The organism is Fibrobacter sp. (assembly GCA_024399065.1).
Lineage (GTDB): Bacteria > Fibrobacterota > Fibrobacteria > Fibrobacterales > Fibrobacteraceae > Fibrobacter.
The window spans coordinates 15,585-40,301 of the sequence record JAKSIB010000014.1 but is presented as its reverse complement, the minus strand read 5'-3'; the positions used below and the strand labels follow the sequence as shown (position 1 = coordinate 40,301).

20 protein-coding genes are annotated in these 24,717 nt (G+C 50.4%); 4 read left to right on the top strand and 16 right to left on the bottom strand.

The features are described 5' to 3' along the window. Positions 1–95 precede the first annotated feature (95 nt). The 5 genes from ispG to rpsO form a co-directional block, all read right to left on the bottom strand. The gene (gene ispG / locus MJZ25_08515) at positions 96–1,847 is read right to left on the bottom strand and encodes a (E)-4-hydroxy-3-methylbut-2-enyl-diphosphate synthase (GenBank protein MCQ2124211.1); all 1,752 of its coding nucleotides are present in this window, start codon (positions 1,845–1,847) and stop codon (positions 96–98) included. A gap of 43 nt (positions 1,848–1,890) precedes the next feature. Beyond that, positions 1,891–2,613, bottom strand: a complete 723-nt coding sequence (locus MJZ25_08510; GenBank protein MCQ2124210.1) for a tRNA threonylcarbamoyladenosine dehydratase — start codon at positions 2,611–2,613, stop codon at positions 1,891–1,893. 69 nt (positions 2,614–2,682) lie between these two features. Beyond that, a complete protein-coding gene (locus tag MJZ25_08505) occupies positions 2,683–4,386 on the bottom strand; it encodes an HD domain-containing protein (GenBank protein ID MCQ2124209.1) in 1,704 nt (567 codons plus the stop codon). 146 nt (positions 4,387–4,532) lie between these two features. Next, positions 4,533–6,803 (bottom strand): polyribonucleotide nucleotidyltransferase, encoded by a 2,271-nt coding sequence (gene pnp / locus MJZ25_08500; GenBank protein ID MCQ2124208.1) that lies wholly within the window; start codon positions 6,801–6,803, stop codon positions 4,533–4,535. A gap of 26 nt (positions 6,804–6,829) precedes the next feature. Beyond that, positions 6,830–7,102 (bottom strand): 30S ribosomal protein S15, encoded by a 273-nt coding sequence (gene rpsO / locus MJZ25_08495; GenBank protein ID MCQ2124207.1) that lies wholly within the window; start codon positions 7,100–7,102, stop codon positions 6,830–6,832. Positions 7,103–7,349: 247 nt separating this feature from the next. On the opposite strand from rpsO, the gene MJZ25_08490 reads away from it, so the two are divergent. Both MJZ25_08490 and MJZ25_08485 read left to right on the top strand, forming a co-directional pair. Beyond that, positions 7,350–8,132 carry a hypothetical protein gene (locus MJZ25_08490; protein MCQ2124206.1) on the top strand — a complete coding sequence of 261 codons (783 nt, stop codon included), beginning with the start codon at positions 7,350–7,352 and terminating at the stop codon, positions 8,130–8,132. Between the two features lie 47 nt (positions 8,133–8,179). After that, entirely contained in the window at positions 8,180–9,205 is a 1,026-nt protein-coding gene (locus MJZ25_08485; protein ID MCQ2124205.1) for a histidine phosphatase family protein, read from the top strand. Between the two features lie 97 nt (positions 9,206–9,302). On the opposite strand, the gene MJZ25_08480 is transcribed toward MJZ25_08485, so the two are convergent. Continuing rightward, positions 9,303–9,833 (bottom strand): hypothetical protein, encoded by a 531-nt coding sequence (locus MJZ25_08480; protein ID MCQ2124204.1) that lies wholly within the window; start codon positions 9,831–9,833, stop codon positions 9,303–9,305. 216 nt (positions 9,834–10,049) lie between these two features. Between MJZ25_08480 and MJZ25_08475 the strand changes: the two genes are divergently transcribed. After that, entirely contained in the window at positions 10,050–10,334 is a 285-nt protein-coding gene (locus MJZ25_08475; GenBank protein MCQ2124203.1) for a hypothetical protein, read from the top strand. A 7-nt stretch (positions 10,335–10,341) separates the two neighbouring features. Here the strand turns inward: MJZ25_08475 and tsaA are convergent, their stop codons facing one another. Next, positions 10,342–11,052, bottom strand: a complete 711-nt coding sequence (gene tsaA / locus MJZ25_08470) for a tRNA (N6-threonylcarbamoyladenosine(37)-N6)-methyltransferase TrmO (protein ID MCQ2124202.1) — start codon at positions 11,050–11,052, stop codon at positions 10,342–10,344. A 101-nt stretch (positions 11,053–11,153) separates the two neighbouring features. Here tsaA and putP point away from each other — a divergent pair, with 101 nt between their 5' ends. Continuing rightward, positions 11,154–12,695, top strand: coding sequence for a sodium/proline symporter PutP (putP, locus tag MJZ25_08465; GenBank protein MCQ2124201.1), 1,542 nt, complete (start codon positions 11,154–11,156; stop codon positions 12,693–12,695). Between the two features lie 125 nt (positions 12,696–12,820). Here putP and MJZ25_08460 read toward each other — a convergent pair whose 3' ends face one another. The 9 genes from MJZ25_08460 to MJZ25_08420 all read right to left on the bottom strand — a co-directional run bounded on the left by MJZ25_08460 (position 12,821) and on the right by MJZ25_08420 (position 24,679). Further along, positions 12,821–14,170, bottom strand: coding sequence for a hypothetical protein (locus tag MJZ25_08460; GenBank protein MCQ2124200.1), 1,350 nt, complete (start codon positions 14,168–14,170; stop codon positions 12,821–12,823). An 8-nt stretch (positions 14,171–14,178) separates the two neighbouring features. Continuing rightward, entirely contained in the window at positions 14,179–16,260 is a 2,082-nt protein-coding gene (locus MJZ25_08455) for a transglutaminase-like domain-containing protein (protein MCQ2124199.1), read from the bottom strand. After that, positions 16,257–17,534: a DUF58 domain-containing protein gene (locus tag MJZ25_08450; GenBank protein ID MCQ2124198.1), complete on the bottom strand. Its 1,278-nt coding sequence runs from the start codon at positions 17,532–17,534 to the stop codon at positions 16,257–16,259. Before MJZ25_08450 ends, MJZ25_08455 begins: the two co-directional genes overlap by 4 nt. Before the next feature lie 90 nt (positions 17,535–17,624). Further along, a complete protein-coding gene (locus tag MJZ25_08445) occupies positions 17,625–18,536 on the bottom strand; it encodes a MoxR family ATPase (protein MCQ2124197.1) in 912 nt (303 codons plus the stop codon). Between the two features lie 28 nt (positions 18,537–18,564). Continuing rightward, positions 18,565–19,314: a glycosyltransferase family 2 protein gene (locus MJZ25_08440; GenBank protein MCQ2124196.1), complete on the bottom strand. Its 750-nt coding sequence runs from the start codon at positions 19,312–19,314 to the stop codon at positions 18,565–18,567. A 14-nt stretch (positions 19,315–19,328) separates the two neighbouring features. Beyond that, entirely contained in the window at positions 19,329–20,396 is a 1,068-nt protein-coding gene (locus MJZ25_08435) for an NAD-dependent epimerase/dehydratase family protein (GenBank protein ID MCQ2124195.1), read from the bottom strand. 8 nt (positions 20,397–20,404) lie between these two features. Continuing rightward, entirely contained in the window at positions 20,405–20,851 is a 447-nt protein-coding gene (locus tag MJZ25_08430; GenBank protein MCQ2124194.1) for a hypothetical protein, read from the bottom strand. A 90-nt stretch (positions 20,852–20,941) separates the two neighbouring features. Continuing rightward, positions 20,942–22,603, bottom strand: coding sequence for a glycoside hydrolase family 43 protein (locus MJZ25_08425; GenBank protein ID MCQ2124193.1), 1,662 nt, complete (start codon positions 22,601–22,603; stop codon positions 20,942–20,944). Positions 22,604–22,618: 15 nt separating this feature from the next. After that, positions 22,619–24,679, bottom strand: coding sequence for a family 43 glycosylhydrolase (locus MJZ25_08420; GenBank protein MCQ2124192.1), 2,061 nt, complete (start codon positions 24,677–24,679; stop codon positions 22,619–22,621). Positions 24,680–24,717: the final 38 nt, after the last annotated feature.

The window sequence follows — 24,717 nt, the reverse complement described above, 5'->3', positions numbered from 1 at the left end:
TTTGTTTTTTGTTTTTAAAACTTTTGTTTTAGGCTCCAGGTTCTAGGCTTCAGGCTCCAATTTTATCGAGCCTCGCACCTCAAACCTCGTGCCTCCTACGGTTCTACCCAACGGCCACGTTCCTTGATGAGGGCCACCAATTCTTCGATGGCGTCTGCTTCCGGAATATTCTTCTTCACAGCAGTCTTGCCTTCGAACAAGGTAATACGACCCGGACCACCACCAACGTAACCGAAGTCTGCGTCAGCCATTTCACCAGGGCCGTTCACGATGCAGCCCATAATGCCGATGGAAATATCGGACAGGTGACCGAAGCGGGCCTTGATCTTGCCCATGACTTCCTGGATGTTGTAGAGGGTACGGCCGCAGCTGGGGCAGCTGATAAAGTTGGTCTTACTGCGACGGCAGTAGGCAGCCTGCAGAATATCGAAAGCGAGGAGCACAGAGTCCTTGGCGCTCTTGTAACCTTCGATGACGACAGCGTCACCGAGACCATCGGTAACGAGGCTTCCGATGTCAGCGGATACGCGGAGCATATCGTTGTCGGAATCAGAAATATTTGCATAGAGAAGGATCGGGTCCTTGCGGCCGGCGGCTGCAAGAGCAGAAGCCATGGCGCGGACGCCCATCACCATTTCCTTGCCAGTGTAGCAGAAGATGGAGCCGGCCGGAACGGAAGCGGGATTTGCAGCAAAGCCTGCAATATCCATTTCGTCCTTGAAGGTCACCAGCGGCTTTTCATCCAGGCTAGCAAGAGCGAATTCCGGAGAACGACGTTCACCGGTGAGGCTTGCCGCGTCAGACTTGACGCCAACCATCACCGGACGAGTTCCGCCGATTTCAACACCGTTCAAGACAACCGGTGTAGTTTCGCGACGTTCGTAGTGGTACGGATCCTTTTCAAAAACAGGAACCGCATAGCTGACAGGAGCTACACCCTTTTCAGCAGGCAATGCACAGGCCTTGATCAGGTCGTGAGCCACAGGGACTTCGGCCACAGGATCTTCGGTCAGAGAAACGCGGATTGTATCGGCAAGGCCATCCAGGAGGAGAGCACCGATACCAGCAGCAGACTTCATACGGCCATCGGCACCAGCGCCAGCTTCGGTAACGCCAACGTGGAACGGATAAGGCTTGAAGCCTTCCTGCTTAATGCGGGCAGCCAGCATACGGTAGGCGGCGATTGCCACACGAGGATTGCTGGACTTGAGGCTGAGGACAACCTGGTCAAAATGTTCAGCTTCGCAAACAGCCAAGTATTCGATGGCACTTTCCACCATGCCTTCCACGGTGTCGCCATAGCGGTAAATCATACGGGCAGAAAGAGAACCGTGGTTCACGCCGATACGGATGGCGCGGCCAAGGCGCTTAGCTTCCTGAACGAACGGGGTGAACTGTTCGGCAACCTTTTCCTTACCTTCTTCGAACATGGCGTCAGTCTGGTTTTCCAGAGTGAGGATGCCGGTATCTACGAAGTTACCCGGATTGATACGAACTTTTTCAACCCACTTAAGAGCTTCGAAAGCGGCCTTCGGCTGGAAGTGGATGTCGGCGGAAACCGGCACCTTGCAACCTGCAGCGCGAATACGCTTCATGACTTCTTCAAGACCAGCAGCGTCGGCATAGGTCGGAGTGGTAATACGGACGAGGCCGCAACCAGCCTTTGCCAAATCCAAGGTTTCCTGGACGGTCTTTTCGACGTCCTTGGGCTTGGTGGTGGTCATAGATTGAACTAGAATAGGAGCACCGCCCCCGATCAAGGCATCGCCAACGCGAACCTGTACAGTTTCCCTGCGGACTGCGTTGAAGCGGTCGGCAACATACGGGAATTCAGAAAACTTTGTCATGGTCTAAAAATTAGAAAAAGTCGAGAGCCACGGCAAACGGCTTTTAAAGAACAGAACGGATGACGAGGCTGCTCAGGGCAAGGCCAAAGGCGCCAGTCACAGGCATGGCACTGCCAAGAATGGAGGCCCTGGTACTGTCGCCATGGGATTCCGCCGTTTCGGGATCCACCGCAAAGGCCACCGATTTTTCTTCGCTGTACACCGCCATAAAGTCGCCGGCAAAGCCACGCTTGCGAAGACCATTACGAACAAGTTTACCAAGAGGGCAGCCCGTAGTGTTCCAGATGCTCGCGGAACGAACCTTGGTGGGGTCCAGCTTGCCTGCGGCACCCAGACTGCAGAACACCTTGCAGCCAGCTTCGCTAGCGGTAGCCAGCAAGTCGATCTTATGGGCAAGACTATCAATGGCATCCACCACCACGTCAAAACTCTTGAAGTCAAAGCCCTCCTTGTTCCCCATGGAATAGAGGGACTGCACCGGAGTGATGGTAGCGTCGGGCGCGATGTCGCCCAGGCGTTCTGCCATGACAAAGACCTTAGGGTACCCTACGGTAGAAACGAAAGCCGGCAGCTGACGATTGATGTTACTTTCCGCAACACAGTCGCTGTCGACCAAGGTAATGTTCTTAACGCCGGAGCGCACCAGGGATTCAGCGCAAACACTGCCTACCCCGCCAATACCAAAGACGGCCACACGAAGGCCTGCCAGGCGTTCCAGGGCCTTTGCCCCGATCAGCAATTCCATGCGACTCAAGCGTTCATCCATGCGGTCAAAAATAGCAAAAGAGCCTGCGGTCGCAGGCCCTTCCTATCCAAAGTCGTTTCCCGGATCCAACTATTCCGCGTCCACAAGGCTGCTGTAGTAATCTTCCAGCTGTTGGCGGGAATTTTCAAAGCAGGTTCTCAGGCTGGGATCGAACTGAGTCCCCATACCGTCGATAATGATTCCGTAGGCCGTTTCAAAGGAGAATTTTTCCTTGTAGCAGCGCTTACTGACCAAGGCGTCATAAACATCAGCCACAGCCATGATTCGCGCTTCCACAGGAATATCAGTTCCGCTCAGGCCATTGGGATAGCCCTTGCCATCAAAACGTTCATGATGGGACAAGGCCACGTTCTTTGCAATCTGCACGAACTCCGGAGATTCCAGGGACACCAGGAGGTTTTCCACAATGGCGGCTCCCTTCGCCGGATGAGTTTTCATCACCTCGTATTCTTCGGGAGTGAACCTGCCAGGCTTACGCAAAATGGCGTCATCCACGGCAATCTTGCCGAGGTCATGCATAGGAGCGCTCTTGACCAGGGCCGTGTAGAAATCTTCGTCACAGCCGGCAAAGCCTTCCTTGCGAAGTTCATTAACCAGAATGGCAACCACCTGGCTTGTACGCTTGATATGGCCACCGGTATTGCTATCGCGGTTTTCAACCATGTTAGCCATGCCCACGATCATCTGTTCCTGAATGGCGTTAATCTGATGGGCGCTATTCTTGATTTTGCTCTTGAGGCGCAAGTTGCTGGAGCCCAGCATCTGCACGTAATTGTGAACATCCGAGTCGTCTTCAGCCTTGAAGAGATAAACCGCCCTTCTCTGGGTTACCCTCAGGACTTTCACGGAAAACTTGTAATGACGGACTCCAAACTGGAATTCCTTGACAGGTTCAACATTGCCACTTTGGCATTCATCCACCCAGCTCTTCAGGAACTTGACGATTTCAGAATCTCCCGCCAGGGGCTTGTCCACGCGACTTTCCTTAAGAGGTTCAAAGAATTTGTACGCAATCTTGTTGCAACCAAGGAAAGTATGGTCAAAGAACACGGAAATAAAGCCATCGGTATTGCCTTCTTCCAAGGCATTCATGGCACTCTGGTTAATATCGTAATAACGAACACGGAAGCAAATGTACAACAAGGCCAGTTGGTCAAACACATAGACCGCAGGCATCACCAAGGTATCGGTGCCGATGATTCGTGCCACCAGGAAGGACACGATACTTGCAATTTCTACCAAGGTCAAGGCAATCAGGTTCTTGAAGGAAACGTTTTTCTTCTTGATGAAGGAGTAGGTCAGAAGGCTGACATTCGCAACAAGGTAAAACACCAGCATGAAGTTGAACAACAAGTGACCCGGCCCGAAGGTCGCCTCATAGTTTCCAACACCATAAAGTTCCACCCACTTCATAGAGGTGTAGTAAATGTCGCTGTAGCCTGTTGTTGCAGCCAGGCCGAACACCACAAAGGACAATACTCCAAGGAATCCGTTCAGCCGATCGGGTGCCTTAATATCACACACCAAAAGAATCGCCTGGAAAGTGAACATGGGCAGGAACGATGCGCCCAGGTAGCAAATCTTGTTGGCAATGTTGGCTTCGTCAATATTGGTGGAAAGCCCCAGGAACAAGTAGCCCACACAGGAGAAGAAGGCTGCAAAGAAAATGGCGGCGTAGGGACCACGCTGATTATAGTTGGAGTTCGCGTGAGACAACAGGGCTACGTTGACCGCAGCCAAGATGCACATCGCAAACAAATATCCCAAGATCATCGTTCATACTCCATTCAGAACAACTTTCCTACAACCGTGGACTTATATATAACAAAAAGCTTGCTTTTTGTAAACTTTACCAAAACAAAAAAAACGGCCGCCGGTTAAACCGGACGGTCGTCTTTCAATTCTGCGGAATCCGCGAATTAAGCTTCAGCAGGTGCTTCGGGAGCGGCCGGAGCTTCAGCGGCAGGTGCTTCAGCAGCCGGGGCTTCTGCAGCAGGAGCAGCTTCTTCAGCCTTGGTCGGGAGCAAAGCCTTCATGGAAAGCTTCACCTTGCCCTTCGGGTCTACACCGAGGCAGAGAACTTCAACTTCGTCACCGACGTGAACAACGTCTTCGACCTTATCGACACGGTGGTCGGCAAGTTCGGAGATGTGAACGAGGCCATCGCGACCCGGGAGGATTTCGACGAATGCGCCGAACGGCTGGATCGTCTTCACCTTGCCCTTGTACTTGCGACCGGCTTCCGGTTCAGCAGTAAGTTCTTCGATCATGCGGCGGCAAACAGCGGCAGCCTTACCAGTCGGAGCAGCGATATCAACGTTACCGTTGTCGTCGATGGTGATGGTGCAACCAGTCTGAGACTGCATACCCTTGATGACAGAGCCACCAGAACCGATGACGTCACGAATCTTGTTGGTCGGGACCTTCATCTTGATCATGGTGGGAGCCTTTTCGGAAACCTGCGGACGCGGTGCCGGGAGGCCGAGAGTAGTCATCTTTTCCAGGATGTGGAGACGACCCTGCTTAGCCTGTTCGAGAGCCTGACGCATGAGTTCCGGGGTGATGCCGCGAATCTTAATATCCATCTGGAAGGCCGTGATACCTTCAGCGGTACCAGTAACCTTGAAGTCCATATCGCCGAGGTGGTCTTCGGTGCCGGTAATGTCGGACAAGATTTCAATCTTGCCGCCTTCCTTCACGGAACCCTTTTCGGAGATGAGGCCCATTGCGATACCAGCAACCGGAGCCTTGATAGGAACGCCAGCGTCCATCAAGGAAAGGCAGCCACCGCAAACGGAAGCCATGGAAGAAGAACCGTTGGATTCTTCGATTTCAGAGCAAACGCGGATGGTGTACGGGAAGTCTTCCGGGAGCGGAAGAACTGCGGCGAGAGAGCGTTCTGCCAAGTGGCCGTGGCCGATTTCGCGACGAGAAAGGCCAAGCTTCTTGCATTCACCGACGGAGTACGGCGGGAAGTTGTAATGAAGCATGTAGCTCTTGGAGCCTTCGCCCTGCAAGCTTTCGTAACGCTGTTCGTCAGCCTTGGTACCGAGGGTGCAGATAACGAGACCCTGGGTTTCACCACGCTGGAAGATAGCGGAACCGTGAGCACGCGGGAGGACGCCCATTTCGATTTCGATAGGACGAACTTCGGTGGTGGTACGGCCATCAAGACGAACATGTTCGTTCAAGATCATTTCACGCATTGCGGTGCGTTCGTAATCGCTGAAGATTGCCTTAGCGTCAGCAACGAGCTTAGCGTCGGCTTCGTCACCTGCACCGGTAATAGCGGTAATGCGTTCGTCTTCAAGCATGCGCTTGCAGAGGTCTGCCATTGCCGGATAGAAGTCGGTCTTCACCATGTTGGAATGAACGTCCTTATTGAGTTCTTCCCAAACAACTTCCTTAACGGTAGCGAGGAGCTTGTCGTGTTCTTCACCCACATGCTGGGGCTTCAGTTCCATCTTCGGCTTAGCGCAACGTTCAACGAGCTTCTGCTGAGCCTTGCACATTTCCTTGATGACTTCGTGGCCAGCGAGGATTGCGCCGATCATGGTGTCTTCAGAAACTTCGTAAGCACCACCTTCGACCATGCAGACAGAGTCTTCTGTACCGGCGACCACCAGGTCAAGATCGGCCACAGCGAGCTGGTCGTAAGTAGGCATGACAATGTTCTGACCATCAACGACAGCCACGCGAACTGCAGCAACCTGCTGTTCGAACGGGAGTTCGGAGAGGCCGATAGACAGAGAAGCTGCGGACACGCCGAGAACGTCGGGTGCGAACTTCTTGTCAGCGGAGAGAACCTGAACGATGACCTGGACTTCACGAGTGAAGTTTTCCGGGAACATCGGGCGGATCGGACGGTCGATGATACGAGCGGAGAGGATTTCTTCGTCGGACGGACGGCCCGGTTCGCGCTTGCTGTAGCCGCCCGGGAGGCGACCAGCAGCGTAAGACTTTTCGCGATATTCAACAGTCAGAGGGAAGAAGTCGCCATCCTTTTCTTCACCGTAGCAAACGGTAGAAAGGAGGAAAGCATCACCCATCTTAGCAACAGCAGAACCGCGAGCCTGCTTTGCCAGTCGGCCAGTTTCGAACGTGAGTACTCGGCCGTCGGGAAGAGTAACGGACTCTTCCTTCGGATCGAGCATCTTGCCGTACTTGGCTTGGTATGCGTCAATAGACATAAGTTATAATCTCCAAAGTGAGAGAATTAACCGCGGAGACCAAGTTCCTTGATGAGAGCACGAGCTGCAATGATGTCCTTTTCGCTGTAGTAGCGGATGAGGTTCTTGCGCTTTGCAACCATTGCAGTCAGACCACGCAGAGAGTGGTGGTCCTTCTTGTGCTGCTTGGCATGTTCAGTGAGGTTCTTGATCTTTTCGGTCAAGAGAGCGATCTGAACGCGGACGTTACCGGTGTCCTTTTCGTTTGCGCCAAACTTAGCGGTGATTTCTGCAGCCTTTTCTTTAGTAATAGTAGCCATTTTACTACCTGTTCCTTTTGGTTTGTTTGTTTTACTGTTTTACACGTTTGCACCCGAGTATTCTACTTTCACTCCCAGTGGAATTAACTGGACGGGAATACCAAGGCGAAATGACGTTGGTGGAAATATAACTTAATTATTAATTACGAATTACGAATTAAAAGAAAAATTGCACTAAAAAGGCCTCAACTATTCACTTTTCTCTGTCCACTAGCTATTTTTACGCCCGAATTTCAAAAAAAACACCATGCTTGAGTCCCTAAACTTCCATTTTTCCTTCTACGACTGGCTACTGGTCTTCATGGTCACCGCCCTGGGAACCCTCAGCGCCTACCTGAAGGATCCCCAGCTCAAGGCGGTCACGGCCACCATCCCCATCCCCTTCGGATTCGCCTATATCGCCGTAGGACTGCCCATCGGAGCAGCAAACGCTATTTCCGGATTCATGTGCATGCTGTACGCCAACATTGTCCGTGTGCTGCACTACAAGGCAAAGATTCCTATCGTACCCGCCATCGTCATCGGACTCGTCTGCTTTGTCGCCATGGGTACCTTCCTCATGCCCCGCATCCCTAGCAGCGAAGCTTTCTTCATCGGCGTTTGCGCATTCGACTTCATCGTCGGGCTTATCATGTTCCAGAAGCAGAAGTACAAGTCCGGCGTACGATACAAGACTCCCCTACCTATATATATTAAGGCTCCCGCCATCGCAGGAGTGGTCAGCGGGCTCATGTTCATCAAGCAGCTTATGGGCGGATTCTGCACCAGCTTCCCCATGATGAATTCCATCGTGAGCTACGAAAGTAGGTTTTCCCTGGGCGACCAATGCCGTCAACTTCCGCTGTTCCTGATTGCAGGTCCCTTCATGTTCCTGGAAATGCACTTTATCGAAACCCGCCTGGGTTGGAACCATTGGCTGGTATTGCTTTCCGGATATGTTCTTTTCAGCCTCATCTACGTGCCGCTGAACAACGAGTTGAAACGCAGAAACGCCTGCAACTACAACAATAAAGAAGAGTTTACAAAGTAAGCAATCCAAATAATTTATATTAGAGAAGTATTAATTAAGGATTAACTATGAAGTCCAAAATCTTCTCTAGCGCAATTTTAGCATCCGTAGTTGCCGCAGGTTTTGCATTCACCGCCTGCGGTGACGACAATAACCCGGGTAACGCACCTACCGACACCCCGGTCGCAAGTTCCTCTTCCATCGTTCCCGTCGCAGGAGAATCTTCCTCCTCCGCTGGCACCAGCGAAATTCCGGGCTCCAGCAGTTCTGCAGGTCAGGTCCTTCCGCCGGAACAGCAGACCGACGCCGGCTGCGCAGCAGGACAGGTGGCCACTCCCGTAGACTTCCCGCTGAACGACTTTGTCGACATCGGCGAAATCTATAAGAACATCCAGTGCAACGAAAAGGTGGTCTTCATCGTACGCCATGGCGAACGTGAACGCTTTATCGGCAACGAATCCTGCCTCACGGAAGACGGTTTCGACGAAGCTGTCGCCGCAGGAAAGAAGATTGTCGGTACTGAACCGTTCAAATACATTTTCTCCGGCATGACCCGTACCTACCAGACAGCCCTAGGCTTTGCTGTAGGCCGCGGTGAAGCCGTCTACGACACCACCACCGTCGAAGACGAAGACGGCGTCAAACATCTCGCATTCGTCTCCCCCGCATTCGCGCCGGACACCTTGAAGCAGCTTAAGGACGGCTGGTACATCAAGGACAAGGACATCCGCGACGCATACGTTGCACGCGACACCATCAAGAACGTGAACGTCATGTACACCGCCTGGGCTTACGAAGGTACCTACGCCGACGCATTCTACGACATCGAAGAACGCAGCCTTGAACTCATCGGCCTTATCGTAAAGGACTACGCCAGCATGCCGAAGTACACCTTGGCAGCATCCCACGACCAGGTTCTCGCACCGCTGGTAATCTGGGCAACCAACAAGCAGGTTGACTTGAAGCTCCACGCCATCAACGAACCTCCTCCCCGTAACTGGCTGAACTACCTGGCAGGCGTCGCCATCATCATTAACGACAAGAACGAAATGCGCTACGTTGCCGTTAAGGGTGGAGATTCCGGAGTGCAGTAATCTGCCACCGAACAAAACCTTTGGTAAAGAAAAAGCCCTGGTCAAGAACCAGGGCTTCTTCAATTTTATTCCGTCAACGACGGCTGAGTGCTAACGATTACTGAGCGCTAATGGAGAACACTTCTGTGTAACCGGCACGGTCGGAAGCTTCGTCTGTTGCGTTGTACAGGAAGAACAACTGACCAAGATCCATGTCGACAGTAGCACCAACGGTAATCTTCGGGGAACCGGTGAAGACCTTAGTAGCCATGCAGAGGTTTCTCATCTTGGTGGTCATGGTCAAAACGCCTGCGTCAACACTCCAAGTACCATAAATGGGGTTGCAGTCTACAGAAGTAAATTCAGACGGAGCACCTGTCGGAATATCAACCTTGAACTGACCATCATCCGTGAAGGTAAGCTTACCCGGAGCGGAAGTATAGTCATAGCCCGGATGCATAGCACCACCATCCTTGGATGCGAAGCCCTTCATGGACCATTCGCCAACCATACATTCGGTGGAAACGCCAGCAGCACATTCTTCAGCCTTGGAGGGCTTCTTGGCTTCGGTGGAACCGGAATCGCAAGCAGTCATCAAAGTTGCAGCGCCCAAACCGGCGATAGCAAGCATCATAGAAACTTTTTTCATTGTAAAACCTCGTTATTTACAACGGAATATAAGAAAAAGTTCTGAACAGCGGATTCATGATGAACATTATTTTACCGAAAAACGCAAATATTTGGCAACATTTGTTGTAAATGCCAACAACAAAAGATACCGCCAAGGGGTGGGAACCCAAAACCTAGGGTTCTATCTTTGGGTTGTGTTAGGCGGAAAGGGGATCCGCTGTTTATGGAGAACATTATGGATCGGATTCGGTACTGTGGAAAAGCACTGGCTTTTTTCACTCTTTTCGGGGGATTGTTTTCAGCAACATCGCACGCAAGCATCGCTGGAGAAGCCCCAAGTAAAAACAAGGCCTACGTCTATACATTACTGGGACAGGAAATCGTGCAGTTCAGCGAAAAGAACATGAGCTATGCAGAAGCAATCAAGCTCTGTTCCCAAAAGCTTTCCTCGGGAAGTTATATCGTGCGAATTTCCGTGGCCGGAATAAACAAGATCGTACCGCTCCACGTTAATAAATAACGTTTCTTTAAAGCGGGGCGAGATCCACAACCGTCAATAAGTCGTCCTGAACCCTGAACTTAACGTCAAAGCCTGCAAACTTGAAACCGTAAATACGTTCGGGATCGTTCTGGTAGGCGGGGCGCGGGTCCTGAGCAAGGATTTCCGTCAGGGTTTCAAGCTTATCGCCAATCTTAACCGCAAGCGCCTCCGGGAAATCCACATCCACATGCCTTTTGCGAACGGCTTCCGCAAAACCGCCCAACGCGTCGGGAATGGAATCCGCATAAGGCAGGTAAGGTTTCACATCCACAATGGGGGTTCCGTCCATAAGGTCGGCGCCGCTGACAATAATTTCTGGCCCGTTGGGACCATCCAGGCGGACTTCCTCGATCTTCACGCAGCTCATGGCCAGCGGATTAGGGCGGAAGCTGCTACGTGTGGCAAAGACACCCAGGCGTTTGTTCCCGCCTAGACGCGGGGGACGTACCGTGGGGCTCCAGCGGTTATCGCCGTTTTCGTCCAGTCTTACATTTTCTGAAAATATCCACAGGATCCAAAGATGGCTAAAGCCCTCGAGACCACGCAAGGCGTCGGCAATGCGGAACTCAGGTTCAAAGACGATGGAGGACTTCATTTTCTTCAGAAGACCGCTCTGGCGGGGAATTCCGAATTTGTCGGGAAAGTCGCTCCTGATTTTTGCAATGACCTTGAAATTGTACTCGCTGGGATTTGACATGGTGTGCTATATAGAAAATATTTCTATCTTCCAACTTGGAATAATTAATAACACAGGCGAAAACCTCGAGATGGGTTTCGCCACAACCGGAAGAGGAACAAATGACCGTTGTAGTCTTTATTCTTTACTTGTTGATGATGCTAGGCATCGGTGCCTACTTCTCAAAGAAAGCCAACAGCCTGAATGCCTACTACCTGGGCGATCGAGGCATGAACAAGTGGGTGGTGGCAATGTCCGCCCAGGCCTCCGATATGAGTGGCTGGATGCTCATGGGTCTCCCGGGCGCCATCTTCGTCAGCGGTTTCTCCGAAGCTTGGATCGGCATCGGCCTCGTAATCGGTACTTACTTCAACTGGAAGATTGTGGGCCGTCGTCTCCGCAAGTACTCCCACTTCTGCAACGACTCCATCACCCTCCCCGACTTCCTCTCCAACCGTTTCCGCGACAAGAAGGGCGTTATCCGCGTAATCGCATCCTTCTTCATCCTGGCCTTCTTCCTCTTCTACACTGTGTCCGGCTTCGTGGCTTCCGCTAAGCTCTTCGGCACCATCTTCGGTCTGGACTACACCACCGGCCTTATCATCGGTGCTGTGGTGGTCGTAAGCTACACCTTCATGGGCGGCTTCTTCGCAGTCTGCTGGACCGACTTCATCCAGGCTTCCATGATGCTCATCGCCGTTCTCGTGATTCCCACCATCATCTGCGTTACCGGCGGCGGCTTTGCTGCTACCATGGATGCAGTGAACGCACAGAACCCCTACCTCATGAGCCTTTTCACCAACGCTTCTACCGGCAAGGCCATCGGTTTCATCTCCTTGATTTCCAGCCTCGCCTGGGGTCTTGGCTACTTCGGCATGCCCCACATTCTGGTGCGTTTCATGTCCATCAAGAACGCCGAGGAAATCAAGCACTCCCGCCGCATCGCCATGACCTGGGTTATCATCTGCCTCGGTGCAGTGATCATGATCGGCCTCCTGGGTAACTACTATGTAAGCGCCAACGGTCTCTCCATCCAGGACCCGGAACGTATCTTCATGGTTCTCTGCCAGGCCCTCTGCCATCCGGCAATCGCTTCTATCCTCATGGCTGCAATTCTCGCCGCTATCATGAGTACTGCAGACTCCCAGCTCCTGGTTTCTGCTTCCGCTTTCAGTAACGACATGTACAAGCACATCTTCCGCAAGAACGCATCCAACAAGGAACTCATGTGGGTTAGCCGTATTGTGGTGGCCGTCATCGCTATCATCGCTGTTCTCGTCGCTCTCCAGGGCGCACCGTCTGCCGACGGCGTCAAGCAGGGCAAGAGCTTCCTTGATGTGGTCATGAGCCTCGTTAGCTTTGCCTGGGGTGGCTTTGGCGCTACCTTCGGTCCGCTGGTTCTGTTGGCCCTCTTCTGGAAGCGTACAACCCTCCCCGCAGCCGTTTCCGGTATGCTGGTCGGCGGTATCACCACCTTCGTCTGGAAGTTCTACCTCTCTGGCCTTAGCGCAGAAATCTTCCAGATCTACGAACTGGTTCCGGGCTTTGTCTTCAGCATGATTACCATCATCGTGGTAAGCCTTTTGACCAAGCAGCCCTCCAAGGAAATCCAGGACGAATTCGACGCCGTGGAACACACCCGCCTTTCCGACATGAAGCTGTAAGCGCTTCGCGCAATTATGAATTATGAATTACGATTTATAGTTTGTAATTGACGAGAATTTTAAACAAGAAAACCCGGACCTCTCGGTTCGGGTTTCTTTTATTACCATTTTTGCAACAGGACTTATTAATCCTTCAAGCAACGCACTCCAGCATAATAGTTTTTGTTCATACTATCGCTTTCGGGACGGGAATCAAGTTGCAGCCAAAGTGCTTTCGCACTGGCGCTATCAGAAGCCTCAGAAGAAGACCAATACGCGGCAGAACCTTTGTAAGTGAATTCGCCTCTAGGATTATCAAAAGGCGAAAAATCATACTTGGCACCAAATCCATAAGCATCATAGGTTTCCGTTTCCCAGCCATATTGTTCACCCAACAAGCTCAGCACTCTATAGTCGGGCCAATCCTTCAATACAAAGTTCTTCAATGTTGTAAATTCAGCCTCTGTCGGCAAATGCCAACCCTGGGGGCAAGCTTCCATGGCTGCAGTCCAAGTATAGAACCTGTGATACCTGGAACAATCCTCGTCAAAATCGTTGCAAATGCTGGTTGAATCGGACATATAGTAGTCCAAGTTCTCGGCCATCCAGGTCTGTTCACCAATTTTCACGGTCTTGTAAGTTTTATCATCGCGAGAATCAGTCAAAGTCCCAAAATTACCTTTATATTTCTCAGGCCAGGGAATCACCGGTTCCACATGAACACCCTCGCCCTTCAAACAACGAACCGGTGCAAAGGATTCAATAGGGTAATCAAACGAATTCACACATTCTTTGCGAACACCGGATCCAGAAAAAAGACCAAAGCCCAATTCTGTGCTTGTCCAGAAATAATCACTATCTTCGCATTCGCTTGCACTAGAGGAATGGTAAAAAGCAGCTTCGGCATCGCTATTACCTTTCAATATAGAAGCGAAATGACTAGCCTCTTTAGAGGAAGGCATTCGCCAACCATCGGGGCAGATTCCTTGGAAATTTTTGGGAAGTATACAATACCAAATATCGGCTAAGTCCAAATAACCGCAACCCGATTTTAAGGAATCCATTGCCGCAGGCATGGCATAAAGATGTACTCCATTTTCAACAATGACTTGATCGGCATATTCTGCATTGTACGCAAGGTCTTCGGCCATCCAGGTATCGCTGGTTATAGAATCCTCGCCATCAAAATATTTCAAGGTAATGGTCTTATATGTTTTTGAGTCTCGCGGGTCAGTCATTTCGCCGTAAGAAACAACAGTTTCATACTTCGTTCCTTTACTTGACGAAGACTTTGCCGTAGAATCAACCTTAGATATTGAAGAAGATGAACCTGCAGAATCAGCCTTAGATACCGATGAAGAAGATTCTACAGAATCCACCTTAGATATAGACGAGGATGATTCTACATCTTCCGCATTCGACACATTATTCGTAGGCTCATCACCGCAAGCAACAAGTACCGCGGCGACAGCAATTGAACTCCATAAATATTTCATGATTCCTCCTATTTAACCCATCTTTGTTCTTCGTAGTCTTGAAGAACCGATATGGACTGTTGTAACTTTTCTTTCGACGTAGAGTCTACGACATTTACCTTCAGCAATCGTTTAACAAACGCACCTACGGTTTCTCCATCTTCTCGATGGAAACCCAGGGTCGCTAGGGTTAGTTCAGCCTTGGTCAGCCTACGGGCCCATTCGATAGCGGCGGCATTCTTCGGGGTAATGATGTTGCGACGGCGGCCCTTTATGTATCTGCGAATCTTAAGACCCACAAAGGCGAGGATTGCAATTACCAGAGCCACGTAAATGGCAACACCATCCGTAATCTTTTGTGTGTAGTTCTGCCAAGCGTCTACAGTACGGCGCCATTCCCCTTCCTTGAGGAAATGCATGATGCGAGCTGCACGACCTTGCAGGCCTTCCCACTTTACGGCAAACCAGTTGGGTTCGGAACCTAACGGAGCCAGCATCATTGGAGGAGTCGGGTCAAAGATCACCCAGTGACCATCCACAAAGGCTTCCACCCAGGAATGGGAATGCTTTCGACGGAAGATGGCGTAAGGCCGTCCCTCCACCACTTCCGGGTGCGCAAAACCAGTGACGTAGCGGGCAGGTATTCCAACACGACGCAAGGCCAGCACAGACAAGGTGGCGTAGTATTCGCAGAAGCCCTGCCTAGCATGCCAGAAAACAGACAAAGGATCGTTGTTTGGATTGGAGCCACCTTGCCAACGGTTCAATCCAGGAACTTGCAAGGAGTAAGTAAAGTTATTTTTGAAGTACGCAAGAATTCGCTGAAGATTTTCTTCATCACGAACCGGTACGGAACCTTCCAAGGATTCATTCAAGGAATCGCCGCGAACAAGGCCCATGGCGAGAACCACAGAATCAACCAAAGGTTCATATCGTTTTCCAATTTGCAAATCACCGGCCCTGTACGCAAGCAGGGAATCCGGAACTTGGCAATCGGAAAATTTTGCAGAGTCAGTGGATTCGACATATCCGACGGAGCCTGCACGGTCATCACAAACAAAGTAATGCCAGTCCGAACGTTTTCCATTTTGGCCCAGGCCATTCACCATACCGCCGGCAAAATACTGGAGGGAATCTACATCCTTGGCAGCAAAGCCCACAGTTCCATAGGGGGCAAATACAAATCCAAAATTATTGATGGTGGACTGCACCCAAACCTGGCGAACAGGGCGTGGAGCCCCCGTTGTATCAAACGGCTTTGTTAACGAATCGGCAACTTCAAGAACCGCGTAGTCCACCTGGTAATAAGCGGGAGTCAAGGTTTTGGCCGGTTCCGTGGGGAGTTTCCAAATGCCCGCCACATACTTTTCATAGCTGGCAGCCTTCAAATAAGTGGACGGCAAAGAATCCCAGACACGAAGCACCACCTGGTCATTGTACTTGCCGTTATAGTTGCTACCGAAGCTTCCCAGGGCCGCAACCTGATCAAAGCCCATGACGCGTTCACGCTGGTAATAGTCGTCGGCCCACTTAGCACCTCTTTCGTAACGGTGAGCCCGCCAGTAACGCCAGCCCCCGTAGGATGAAGCGCTGAGCATGGCTACGATCAGCAAGAAAAGCACATACTTGTACCATGCGGTGCCACGACGGCTGTAGGAGAACACCGCCAGCAGAAGCGCCACAAAGCCCACAGGGGCCCAGCCTCTTGGAATCGAGAAGAAACTAAACAAAAGTGCGGCCACACCATCAAAGGCGACAAAGGCTTCAAAGCCTCCATTTCCACGGCTTCGTTCCTGGAGGGCGGCGAGGAACAGCAAATACAATCCAGGCAAGAAAACCATTACCGGATTCACCCCGCCTTCAACCCCCGGAGTCATGACCCAGTAAAGCGCCAGCGGAACAATGGCACCATAAGCGGGAATCTTGTTGTACTTGGGGCGCTTCGAAAATTCTCGTCGGCTTGAGGCGTTTAAAAATCCTGTGACGGCAAAGAAGGCTGTAAAAATCAGGCCCAGCCAAGTCACTCCAAAGGTATGACCCAGATTGAAGGAGGTCAACACAAGGAACAGTACCTTGGTCACATAGCGGATGTCTACGATTTCTTTTTTCATAGAGACACTCCGCCAGTGGTTTTGGCATCAACGTAAAGGATCTTGTCTGAACTGGATTCACCGTTGGCAGGGACGTCGCCCTTGAAGCGGGTGACCACAATGTGCTTGTGGACCAGAGGTTCTTCCTTGGAGAAAAGCCCGACGCGTAAAACAGGATCCATGGGACGAGCCGCAGGGGACCAAGGCGTAGGCTTTTTCGCATTGGTGAGGCTTGCCGCAGGAATGCGAGCAAGGGCATCAAGCAAGTTCTTGCGGCGTTCACCATCGGCGGCACCGGAACCTGCAAGAGAAATTTCTTCGTCATCGATAAAGAAACGGCCCAGGATGTTTCTTTCCATAAGCCACAGGCCAATGCCTGCAGTGAGCCTGATGGCAGCTTCCAGATGTTGACGTTCCGCAAACGTCGGTGCCGCCGTATCAAGAACGAGAATTGCACCCGCCCCTCGTTCTGTTTCAAATTCCTTGGTGAAGGGGCGGCCATATCGGGCAAAAGCCCTATGGTGCAAATCGCGAAGAGCGTCGCCCTCACGATATTCACGTACACCGACAAAATTCATTCCGCGGGTAAGGCTTGGCATTAAAAGCGGAGCAAATACCATACCGGATGCACCTGCGGTCAAAAACGGAAACTCACCCACATTTACAGGCCGCGGATAGACCAAAAGCTCAGCAGAACCTCTGAACGGATAAGGCCACTGCAGGATTCCCATGATTTCAAGAACACAGGCAGAAACTTTTTTCAGAGGATAGGCGCCACGATCCTTTGTCTGAATTTTGCATTCCAATTTTTTCAACCCATCGGCTTTCGAAATTTGGACGAATTCAGATCCTTCACATTTTAAACTTGGATCCATTCGGAAGGAAGCTAACTGAACGGAATCCAATCGAGAAGGACCTTTACCACGAATTTTACGACGGCCTATGGCATTGACCGAGTCTTCCAATCCAACGCCAACTTCCGCGGTAACCGTCGCCACCTCGCCTTCATAGGCAGGCGCCACCACCACGTTATCTACCGTCACATAATTGAGTTTGCAGGATACAAACAGGGAGATAATCGTTCCCAGGATCAACAGGAAATCAAGGCCACAAAAAATCCAGGCAGCCCAGAATCCGGGAATCATACCAGAAGCCATCGCAAGAGGGAACAAGGCAAACGCAGCACGCCCCGCGGTAGTCAAGTATTCTTGCCACAGGTAGTAAGCATGCATCAACAAGCCCGCACGCTTAGGCGCACGGGGGACGCTATTTACAAACCATTTGGCGAAAGACATTTGAGGTTCCAGGTTCGAGGGGTGAGTTATGAGTTTTTGATCGGTGAGCAACAAATTTTCAAACAAACATTCTTCATTGTTCACTGTTCACTATTTCGGAATAGCAACCTTCTTCAGTATACTCTGCAAAATATTCTTGCTAGCTTCAGGATTGGCGCTGTCCTTGGCGAACACGCGATGTTCCATTACCGGGAAGAATACCCTCTGGATATCATCGGGATTCACAAAGTCACGGCCATTCATAAAGGCGCAGGCCTGAGCCATACGAATCAGGTTTAGGCCAGCACGAGGGCTTGCCGCCAAACGGACACCGCCATCGTTTCTTGTCGCCTGCACCAAGGAAACCACATAACGCTCCAGGGACTCGTCCACATGAACCTTCATCACCTGGGCACGAGCCTTCAGAATGTCCTCGGGGCGCGTCACCGCCACCACCTTGTCAATGGGCCTGCCTTCGCGATGAGAACGCAGAATATCAAGTTCCGTTTCCTCCGACGGGTACCCCACAGAAATTCTCACCATAAAACGGTCCATCTGAGCTTCCGGCAGCGGGAACACCCCGTGGAATTCCACAGGGTTTTCTGTAGCAAGAACCATAAAGAGTTCCGGCAACTTGTGGCGTTCACCTTCCAAGGAAACCTGGCGTTCTTCCATAGCTTCCAGCAAAGAACTCTGGGTTCGGGGCGACGCACGGTTGATTTCATCAGCCAAAAGGATCTGAGTAAAAACAGGACCTTTCTTAATATTGAATTCGCCAGTCTTGGCATTATATACGGCACCGCCAGTCACATCAGCAGGGAGCAAATCCGGAGTAAACTGGATTCGGGCAAAGTCGGCACCCACCGCAGCAGCCAAAGCCTTGCTCAAAGTGGTCTTACCTGTACCAGGAACATCTTCAATCAGCACATGGCCATCGGCCAAAAGTGCCATGAGTAAAAGTTCAACAGTATCGTTCTTTCCAAGAAGAACGTTATTCAAAGCGGAAGTTAAGGACTTGATCATGTCCTTAAATATATAATCAAATCAGCCGTTAATTCATCCACAAACGTCGCCAAACCAACCGAAGGCAACGTAAGCCGTAATTAATCACATTCAAATTGGATTTTTCATCGGCATAAACCGTGGGAATAGGCAATTCACCCAAAGCAAACCTCGCATCTGCAATGGAAATCAATTCCAAGTCAATGTCGAAACTGGGACTTAATTTATCTACATCTACCTGGCGGAGAAATTCTGCATTATAAAGAATAAATCCGCTATGGCGGTCCGTTAGCTTGTATTTAAAAGCAACGTTTTCAAGCGCCGTCAAGAAGGCTCCGCCAATACGTTTGTGCAAAGGCATATTCCCCGCCTTGGCTCCCCCTGCAACAGCGCGGCGACTTCCCTGCAAAAGAGCCAAGCTACGCTTTTCAACGGAGCCGTCAGCAACACGGACCTCAGCCTTGAAATTTTCCAGATGTTCAAGAAACTCATCCAACAGATTCGCAGGATATTGGCCATCTCCATGCAAGCAAGCAATGTATTTCGCCCCACTTGCCAGCCCCTCGGCAATTCCTTTTTTTACAACAGCTCCATAACCACTATTTTGTTCAAACGCGAAATATTCTACAGGATATTTGCGGGCAACATTTCCCGTACCATCCTTGGAACCATCATTAATCACAAGAATTCTGGAACGTTTCCAGACAGATTCCGGAATCTTTTCAAGAACTCCCGCCAACGTCTTTTCCACATTATAGGCAGGAACAAAAATAAAGGTATCGAAAACAGGTGCGGACATTATTCCTGCGGACATTATTCCGCCGCCATCGGGTTTACAACAACCTGGTAATGGTCCACAAACCACCTCAAGGATTCTTCCAGCACAACATCCAAAGGAGTCGTAGCCCTGAATCCAAGGATCTTTTCAGCCTTTGTCACACTAGGCATGCGGCGCAAGGAATCTTCATAACCCTTGCCGTAATATTCTTCACCATCAATAGCGACCGGCTGCGGTACAGCCGACTCATCAACGCCCTTGATTTTCGCGTAAATCTTTCGCATACGAGAAGCAAGTTCCGCAATGGTCAATTCATTATCAGGATTGCCTACGTTGAACGCATGACCTTCAGCAGCAGCGCCCGCCCTAAACAAGCAAAACATAAAATCCACAGCGTCATGAACGGATGTAAAGCTACGCTTCGCGACACCGCCATTCACCAATTTCAAAGCCACGCCGCGAACAAGTGCCGAGGAGAAATTTGCCAGCACGCGAGGAATCCCTTCCCCATCTACACCCGGCATGAAATCCATGTAGGGGCCAACAAAATTAAAGGGACGCACAACTGACCAACGCAAGCCTTCCAAACCAACTAGGTAACGTTCCGTCAAAAGTTTTGCCGTGGCATAGCTCCAACGGCTAGCCGTTACCGGACCAAAGGTAATTTCGGAGCGATCCTCATCAAGCAAACCAGAATCAGCTGCCGTCTTACCATAAATTTCCGAGGTCGAGAAATGGATAAGCCAGGAACCACTCTTGGCACAAGCATCGGCCAAGCGCGCCGGGTGATCATAGTTACTGCGGATTACTGTTGCCGCTTCAGCCATATATCGGCTAGGCGTACAAATGGCAGCCAGGTTCACCACAATCGGGTACCTAGCCAACCGATCAACGACACTACGCTCGTTCAAGTCTGCACTTAAAAATTCGAAGCGATCATTAGACAAATGTTCCTGAATTCTGTAGGAATCCAGGTCCACGCCAAATACACGCCACTGGGTGCGTTCCAAGATAGCCTTTAAGAGATGGCTACCAATAAAACCACCGCAGCCCACAAGAGCCACGGTGATAGAAGGATCTTCAAATTTCAAGTAACTATTCAAGGCAGATACTATTCTACGACCTTAAACTTTTTGGAATTTCCATACTTCTTTTCTAGGACGTAAGGAATCACGCTAATGAGGGCGGTATTAGACGGTTCGACATATTCCGCATCCAGCACAACCTTAACGGTGTTGCAAGTCTTTCCGTCAATCTTCAGATCTTCTGCCTGAACAGACTCTTCAGTCAAATCCCAGCCTCTATCTTCATCCGAGGTCTGATACACAATTCTAAAGGAGCCATCAAGAACGTCAACGCCAAAAACGACTTCAATGGTATCACCCACCTTAAAGGTTTCGCCACCCTTAGGAGAGACAACCTTAATCCCATCGGAAACAGTGCAATCGAAGGCGACTTCGTCATCACCATTGGAGCCTGCAGTTTCTTCGCCACAGCCAACAAGAGCGACAAAGCTCATTGCCAACAGGGAACGGGTCAACATTGTGGAAAACTTCATAATAAACCTCATTTACTTAACGTTCCTAATATACAAAACTTCAATAAAAAAAGAACGCTACGAAAAACCTACGTAGCGTCCTATTTCTCATTACATGCGGATTCTTTGGATTTTTCCGCCGAATTTCAGCAAGAACACTCCGGATTTCATTATTGCGGCAGGGATTTCAGCCCCAAAACCCTTATGGAGAACGTTACCCTGAACATCCATCATCATATAGTCGACAGGTTCAGAAAAACGGATTCCAGCATTACGGGAGAACGAAACCAACTGCGGATTACCTATTTTTTCAGCAGAAACAAAGGATGCGGTACCACTACTGCTGCCGATATCATACGAACTGCTAGAGGTAATAGCAGAGCTGGAGGATGATTCCGGCGGCTCGGGCAATGTTACCGCATCAAAGCGGACCTTCTGATTATCAGTTCCAGAGCGAACCCAAGTAATCACCGGCATACCAGGCTCCTTGGAAATATTCAGCACGTCACCGAGATAATCGTCATCATAATTTGCGAAAAGGTAATAGCCCTTCTTTTCAGAAGCATTTTCAATACGAATTTCGCAGGGAGTTTCCTTGGTACGAACGGTATCCAACAAAGTATTGGACGGGCAGTAATACTTCTTGGTAGCAAAGTTCTGCAATGTGTAATGGCGGGCATTCTTGCCTTGGGCAATAACCCACATCTGGTTTTCAGCAGTTTCGTCAGCAACCTGCTGCACAACCATATCACCATCATCCTGCAAAGTCAAATTGCTATGACTTACCGTAAGACGGTAGCCGCCATCCTTGATTAAGGCGTTATTTACTTTATCTACACCATCAGTACGAACGATTTTCTGAATCTTGCCATCTCGATCATAGTACAGGTAATCAATATTCACGGAACGGCGATAAGTCCAGCCTCCGGGAGAATTGGCACCATGATGCATAAAGTACCAATGGCCCATGTACTTGAAAATAGCCTGATGATTGGTTTCAGAATTGTCTTCCTTGGCATTAATCACCCCCATCTGGGTCCAAGGACCATTGATGGAAGGAGCCATGGAATAATTTGTTGTAGAGGGATAACCGGAAGCATAGCTGAAGTAGTAATTACCACGGAACTTATGCATCCAGGGAGCTTCGAAGAAATCCTTGATTTTGATATCTTCAGGCTTACTGGCAAGCTCGATCATGTTCTCTTTCAGCTTTACACGGCGGCCGGCGTTCCAGGAGCCCCAATACATCCAGATGTCATCACCATCATAGAAGATGACGGGATCAATATTCAGCTTGACGTCGTTTTCGGTAAGGTCCGTAATCAGCGCATGACCGAGAGCGTCTTTCCACGGGCCAGACGGATGATCCGCTACGGCCACCCCAATAGCAAAGCCTTCGTCCTGCTTGATGGAGCCGTGGTGAACGGCCACGTACCAGTAGAACTTTCCATTACGGTATTCGCAATGACCAGCAAAGGCGCTGGCATCGGCCCATGCAAAAGTCTTGTAGTTAAGGACAGCACCATAATCATGATAGCTCGCCATGTCATCGGTAACCATCACATGCCAGTCATTCATCAGGAAGAACTTGTTGTTCGTACCTGCAGGGCCCTGTTCGTCGTGACCCGCAAAAATAAACAAGCTGTCGTGATAAACCAACGCTGCAGCGTCTGCAGAATAGAAACTGGTAGTCAACGGATTAGCCGCGTGGGTTGTAGAGCAAAGCCCTACAAGCCCAGCAGCAATAACCCCCAAACTCTTTTTCAACCCCATCTCTCAACTCCCCTTTTATTTTACTCTCACCACAAAACGACCCTTGGGCAGATTTTCAAATCGAACCTCGGCACCGAATTCATCTGCATCAATGAACCTCATTGCAACAATCTGGCCCATGGTGTTCATCAAGACAACCTGATGTTTACCGATCATGTTCAAACGGACAAAGAAATCATTACCTTGGCGAGCCACCGTGTAGCGAACTGTTTCCGGAATATCAAAGGAATGAATTGCATACGGCTGGGAACTAGAAGATTCCTCGACTTCACTGGAACTGGACATAGGAACAGGAGCGGACTTAAACATGATGTTGCCCACAGCCACTTCGCCAGAGACACCACTTGCAGTAAGGTAGAAGTCCTGAACGCCCTTCTGGGACTTCATTTCGGAACATTCCACCACACTCCAGCCATTTTCATCCGTTTCAGCCTTGCTTAGGTCACATTCAGAAAGTACTGTGCCAGACTTGGAACCAGAACGGAGGCTCAGTTTACCAGAAGCATTCTTCACCTGAATGGAAACTTTGTTAGAAACAATGGAGTCGGTAATCACGTTTTCAAAGATTGCGTAAGCGCCATCCTTCATGGCGAGGGCGTCATCCTCGTTTAAGCGGACACGGATACCGTTATCAAAGCCGTTACCCGGAATAGTATCGCGAATGACACGGAGGAAGTCGATACGGTCCAGTTCTGCAAAGTTTTCGCCATCAGGTACGGGGCTTACATCAATGAAGTTGCCACCACGCTTGAGGGTTGCAGGAATCATGGCTACAGAAGTTTCCGGGAATTCACCCCAAGCGCCCGTGGACGGCAGTTTCACATTCTGAGCCTTGCCATTCACAGTCACGCTGTGAGTTGCAGTTCCGGTACCACCATTTGCATAGCGGTAACGGAGGATATATTCACCAGCCTGCATGATGTTCATGGGAAGATGGATCACAGAACCCTTGGTATTGATGTAACCCAGGTATTCGCTGCCGGAAGCCTTGTTACCACGAGTCACAGCCAAGTCACCAGAAACAGCACGAGTCAAAACACCGTGTTCAGCTTCGGCACTCAAATAGCGACCGAAGAACGGCTGACCCATTTCGGCCCAGTTGTCATCGGTAAATACAATATCACGAATATGGATGTGATTGTACTTATCACCAGCATTGTCATAATAGTGATGCACAAAGCGCACACGGTTCACATCCTGGAAAGGTTCACCACCGCCCGGGCCTACGTAACGACCATAACGTTCAAGAACAATAGTGCCGCCGCCAGAAGTCATGCTGTAACCAGCGCGGTCCTTGTAGGGGCCCGTAATGTTATCAGCACGGCCATAGGCAGTCTTATAAGTCGTCTGTTCAATGGTTGCACCCTGCTGGCAGCACTTGTCCCAAGCGGTAAACAGGAAGAACTGACCATTATGTTCAATGAGGCTGGGGCCTTCTTCGGCGCCACCGCTTTCCTTGCTGGTACGGCGGGCGATGTTATACACAGTCTTGTCGTCGCTAGCCTGCAGGCCTGTGGTGGGGTCCAACTTGATCAGCTGAATACCCATGCCGAAAGAGCCAAAAGCCATCCAGAATTCGCCCTTGGAGGTCTTGATGACATCGGGGTCGATGGCGTTATAACTATCGGCACCCTGCTTTGTATGGAACACGTGGCCACGATCAGTCCAGCCGTAACCTGCGGTACCCGGCACAATGGACTTGGAAGCGGTATAACCGATGGCAGAATTACGAACACCGAATTCGGAACCGCAATAGTAGGCTCGGAACTCATTGTTCATCACGTACAAATCGGGAGCCCAAACGTCTTCCATCTTGGGAGCGTAGGTATAAATCCACTGAGGGAACGAGGTCATGGTCTTGCCGTGAGCCTTCCAACTAACCAAATCTTCGGAAGTCCAAAGAGAAAGCTGGTTATTGGTGGTCATGAGAGCATAACCATCATCAAAACGAATCATGCTAGGATCGTGGCCCGGCTGAAGGTTATCCTTGGCGAACCAATCTGCAGCAAAAGCACCCTGAGCAACAAAAGATGCACAGAAAGCCATAGCGAAAGACTTTAAAGTTGCAGTACCCATAATCACATCCTCTTATCTTTACGTCCACAAATATACAA

Coding starts and splice junctions, on each gene's coding strand:
- ispG (MCQ2124211.1), bottom strand. CDS start 1,847: ATGACAAAGTTTTCTGAATTCCCGTATGTTGCCGACCGCTTCAACGCA.
- MJZ25_08510 (MCQ2124210.1), bottom strand. CDS start 2,613: ATGGATGAACGCTTGAGTCGCATGGAATTGCTGATCGGGGCAAAGGCC.
- MJZ25_08505 (MCQ2124209.1), bottom strand. CDS start 4,386: ATGATCTTGGGATATTTGTTTGCGATGTGCATCTTGGCTGCGGTCAAC.
- pnp (MCQ2124208.1), bottom strand. CDS start 6,803: ATGTCTATTGACGCATACCAAGCCAAGTACGGCAAGATGCTCGATCCG.
- rpsO (MCQ2124207.1), bottom strand. CDS start 7,102: ATGGCTACTATTACTAAAGAAAAGGCTGCAGAAATCACCGCTAAGTTT.
- MJZ25_08490 (MCQ2124206.1), top strand. CDS start 7,350: ATGCTTGAGTCCCTAAACTTCCATTTTTCCTTCTACGACTGGCTACTG.
- MJZ25_08485 (MCQ2124205.1), top strand. CDS start 8,180: ATGAAGTCCAAAATCTTCTCTAGCGCAATTTTAGCATCCGTAGTTGCC.
- MJZ25_08480 (MCQ2124204.1), bottom strand. CDS start 9,833: ATGAAAAAAGTTTCTATGATGCTTGCTATCGCCGGTTTGGGCGCTGCA.
- MJZ25_08475 (MCQ2124203.1), top strand. CDS start 10,050: ATGGATCGGATTCGGTACTGTGGAAAAGCACTGGCTTTTTTCACTCTT.
- tsaA (MCQ2124202.1), bottom strand. CDS start 11,052: ATGTCAAATCCCAGCGAGTACAATTTCAAGGTCATTGCAAAAATCAGG.
- putP (MCQ2124201.1), top strand. CDS start 11,154: ATGACCGTTGTAGTCTTTATTCTTTACTTGTTGATGATGCTAGGCATC.
- MJZ25_08460 (MCQ2124200.1), bottom strand. CDS start 14,170: ATGAAATATTTATGGAGTTCAATTGCTGTCGCCGCGGTACTTGTTGCT.
- MJZ25_08455 (MCQ2124199.1), bottom strand. CDS start 16,260: ATGAAAAAAGAAATCGTAGACATCCGCTATGTGACCAAGGTACTGTTC.
- MJZ25_08450 (MCQ2124198.1), bottom strand. CDS start 17,534: ATGTCTTTCGCCAAATGGTTTGTAAATAGCGTCCCCCGTGCGCCTAAG.
- MJZ25_08445 (MCQ2124197.1), bottom strand. CDS start 18,536: ATGATCAAGTCCTTAACTTCCGCTTTGAATAACGTTCTTCTTGGAAAG.
- MJZ25_08440 (MCQ2124196.1), bottom strand. CDS start 19,314: ATGTCCGCACCTGTTTTCGATACCTTTATTTTTGTTCCTGCCTATAAT.
- MJZ25_08430 (MCQ2124194.1), bottom strand. CDS start 20,851: ATGAAGTTTTCCACAATGTTGACCCGTTCCCTGTTGGCAATGAGCTTT.
- MJZ25_08425 (MCQ2124193.1), bottom strand. CDS start 22,603: ATGGGGTTGAAAAAGAGTTTGGGGGTTATTGCTGCTGGGCTTGTAGGG.
- MJZ25_08420 (MCQ2124192.1), bottom strand. CDS start 24,679: ATGGGTACTGCAACTTTAAAGTCTTTCGCTATGGCTTTCTGTGCATCT.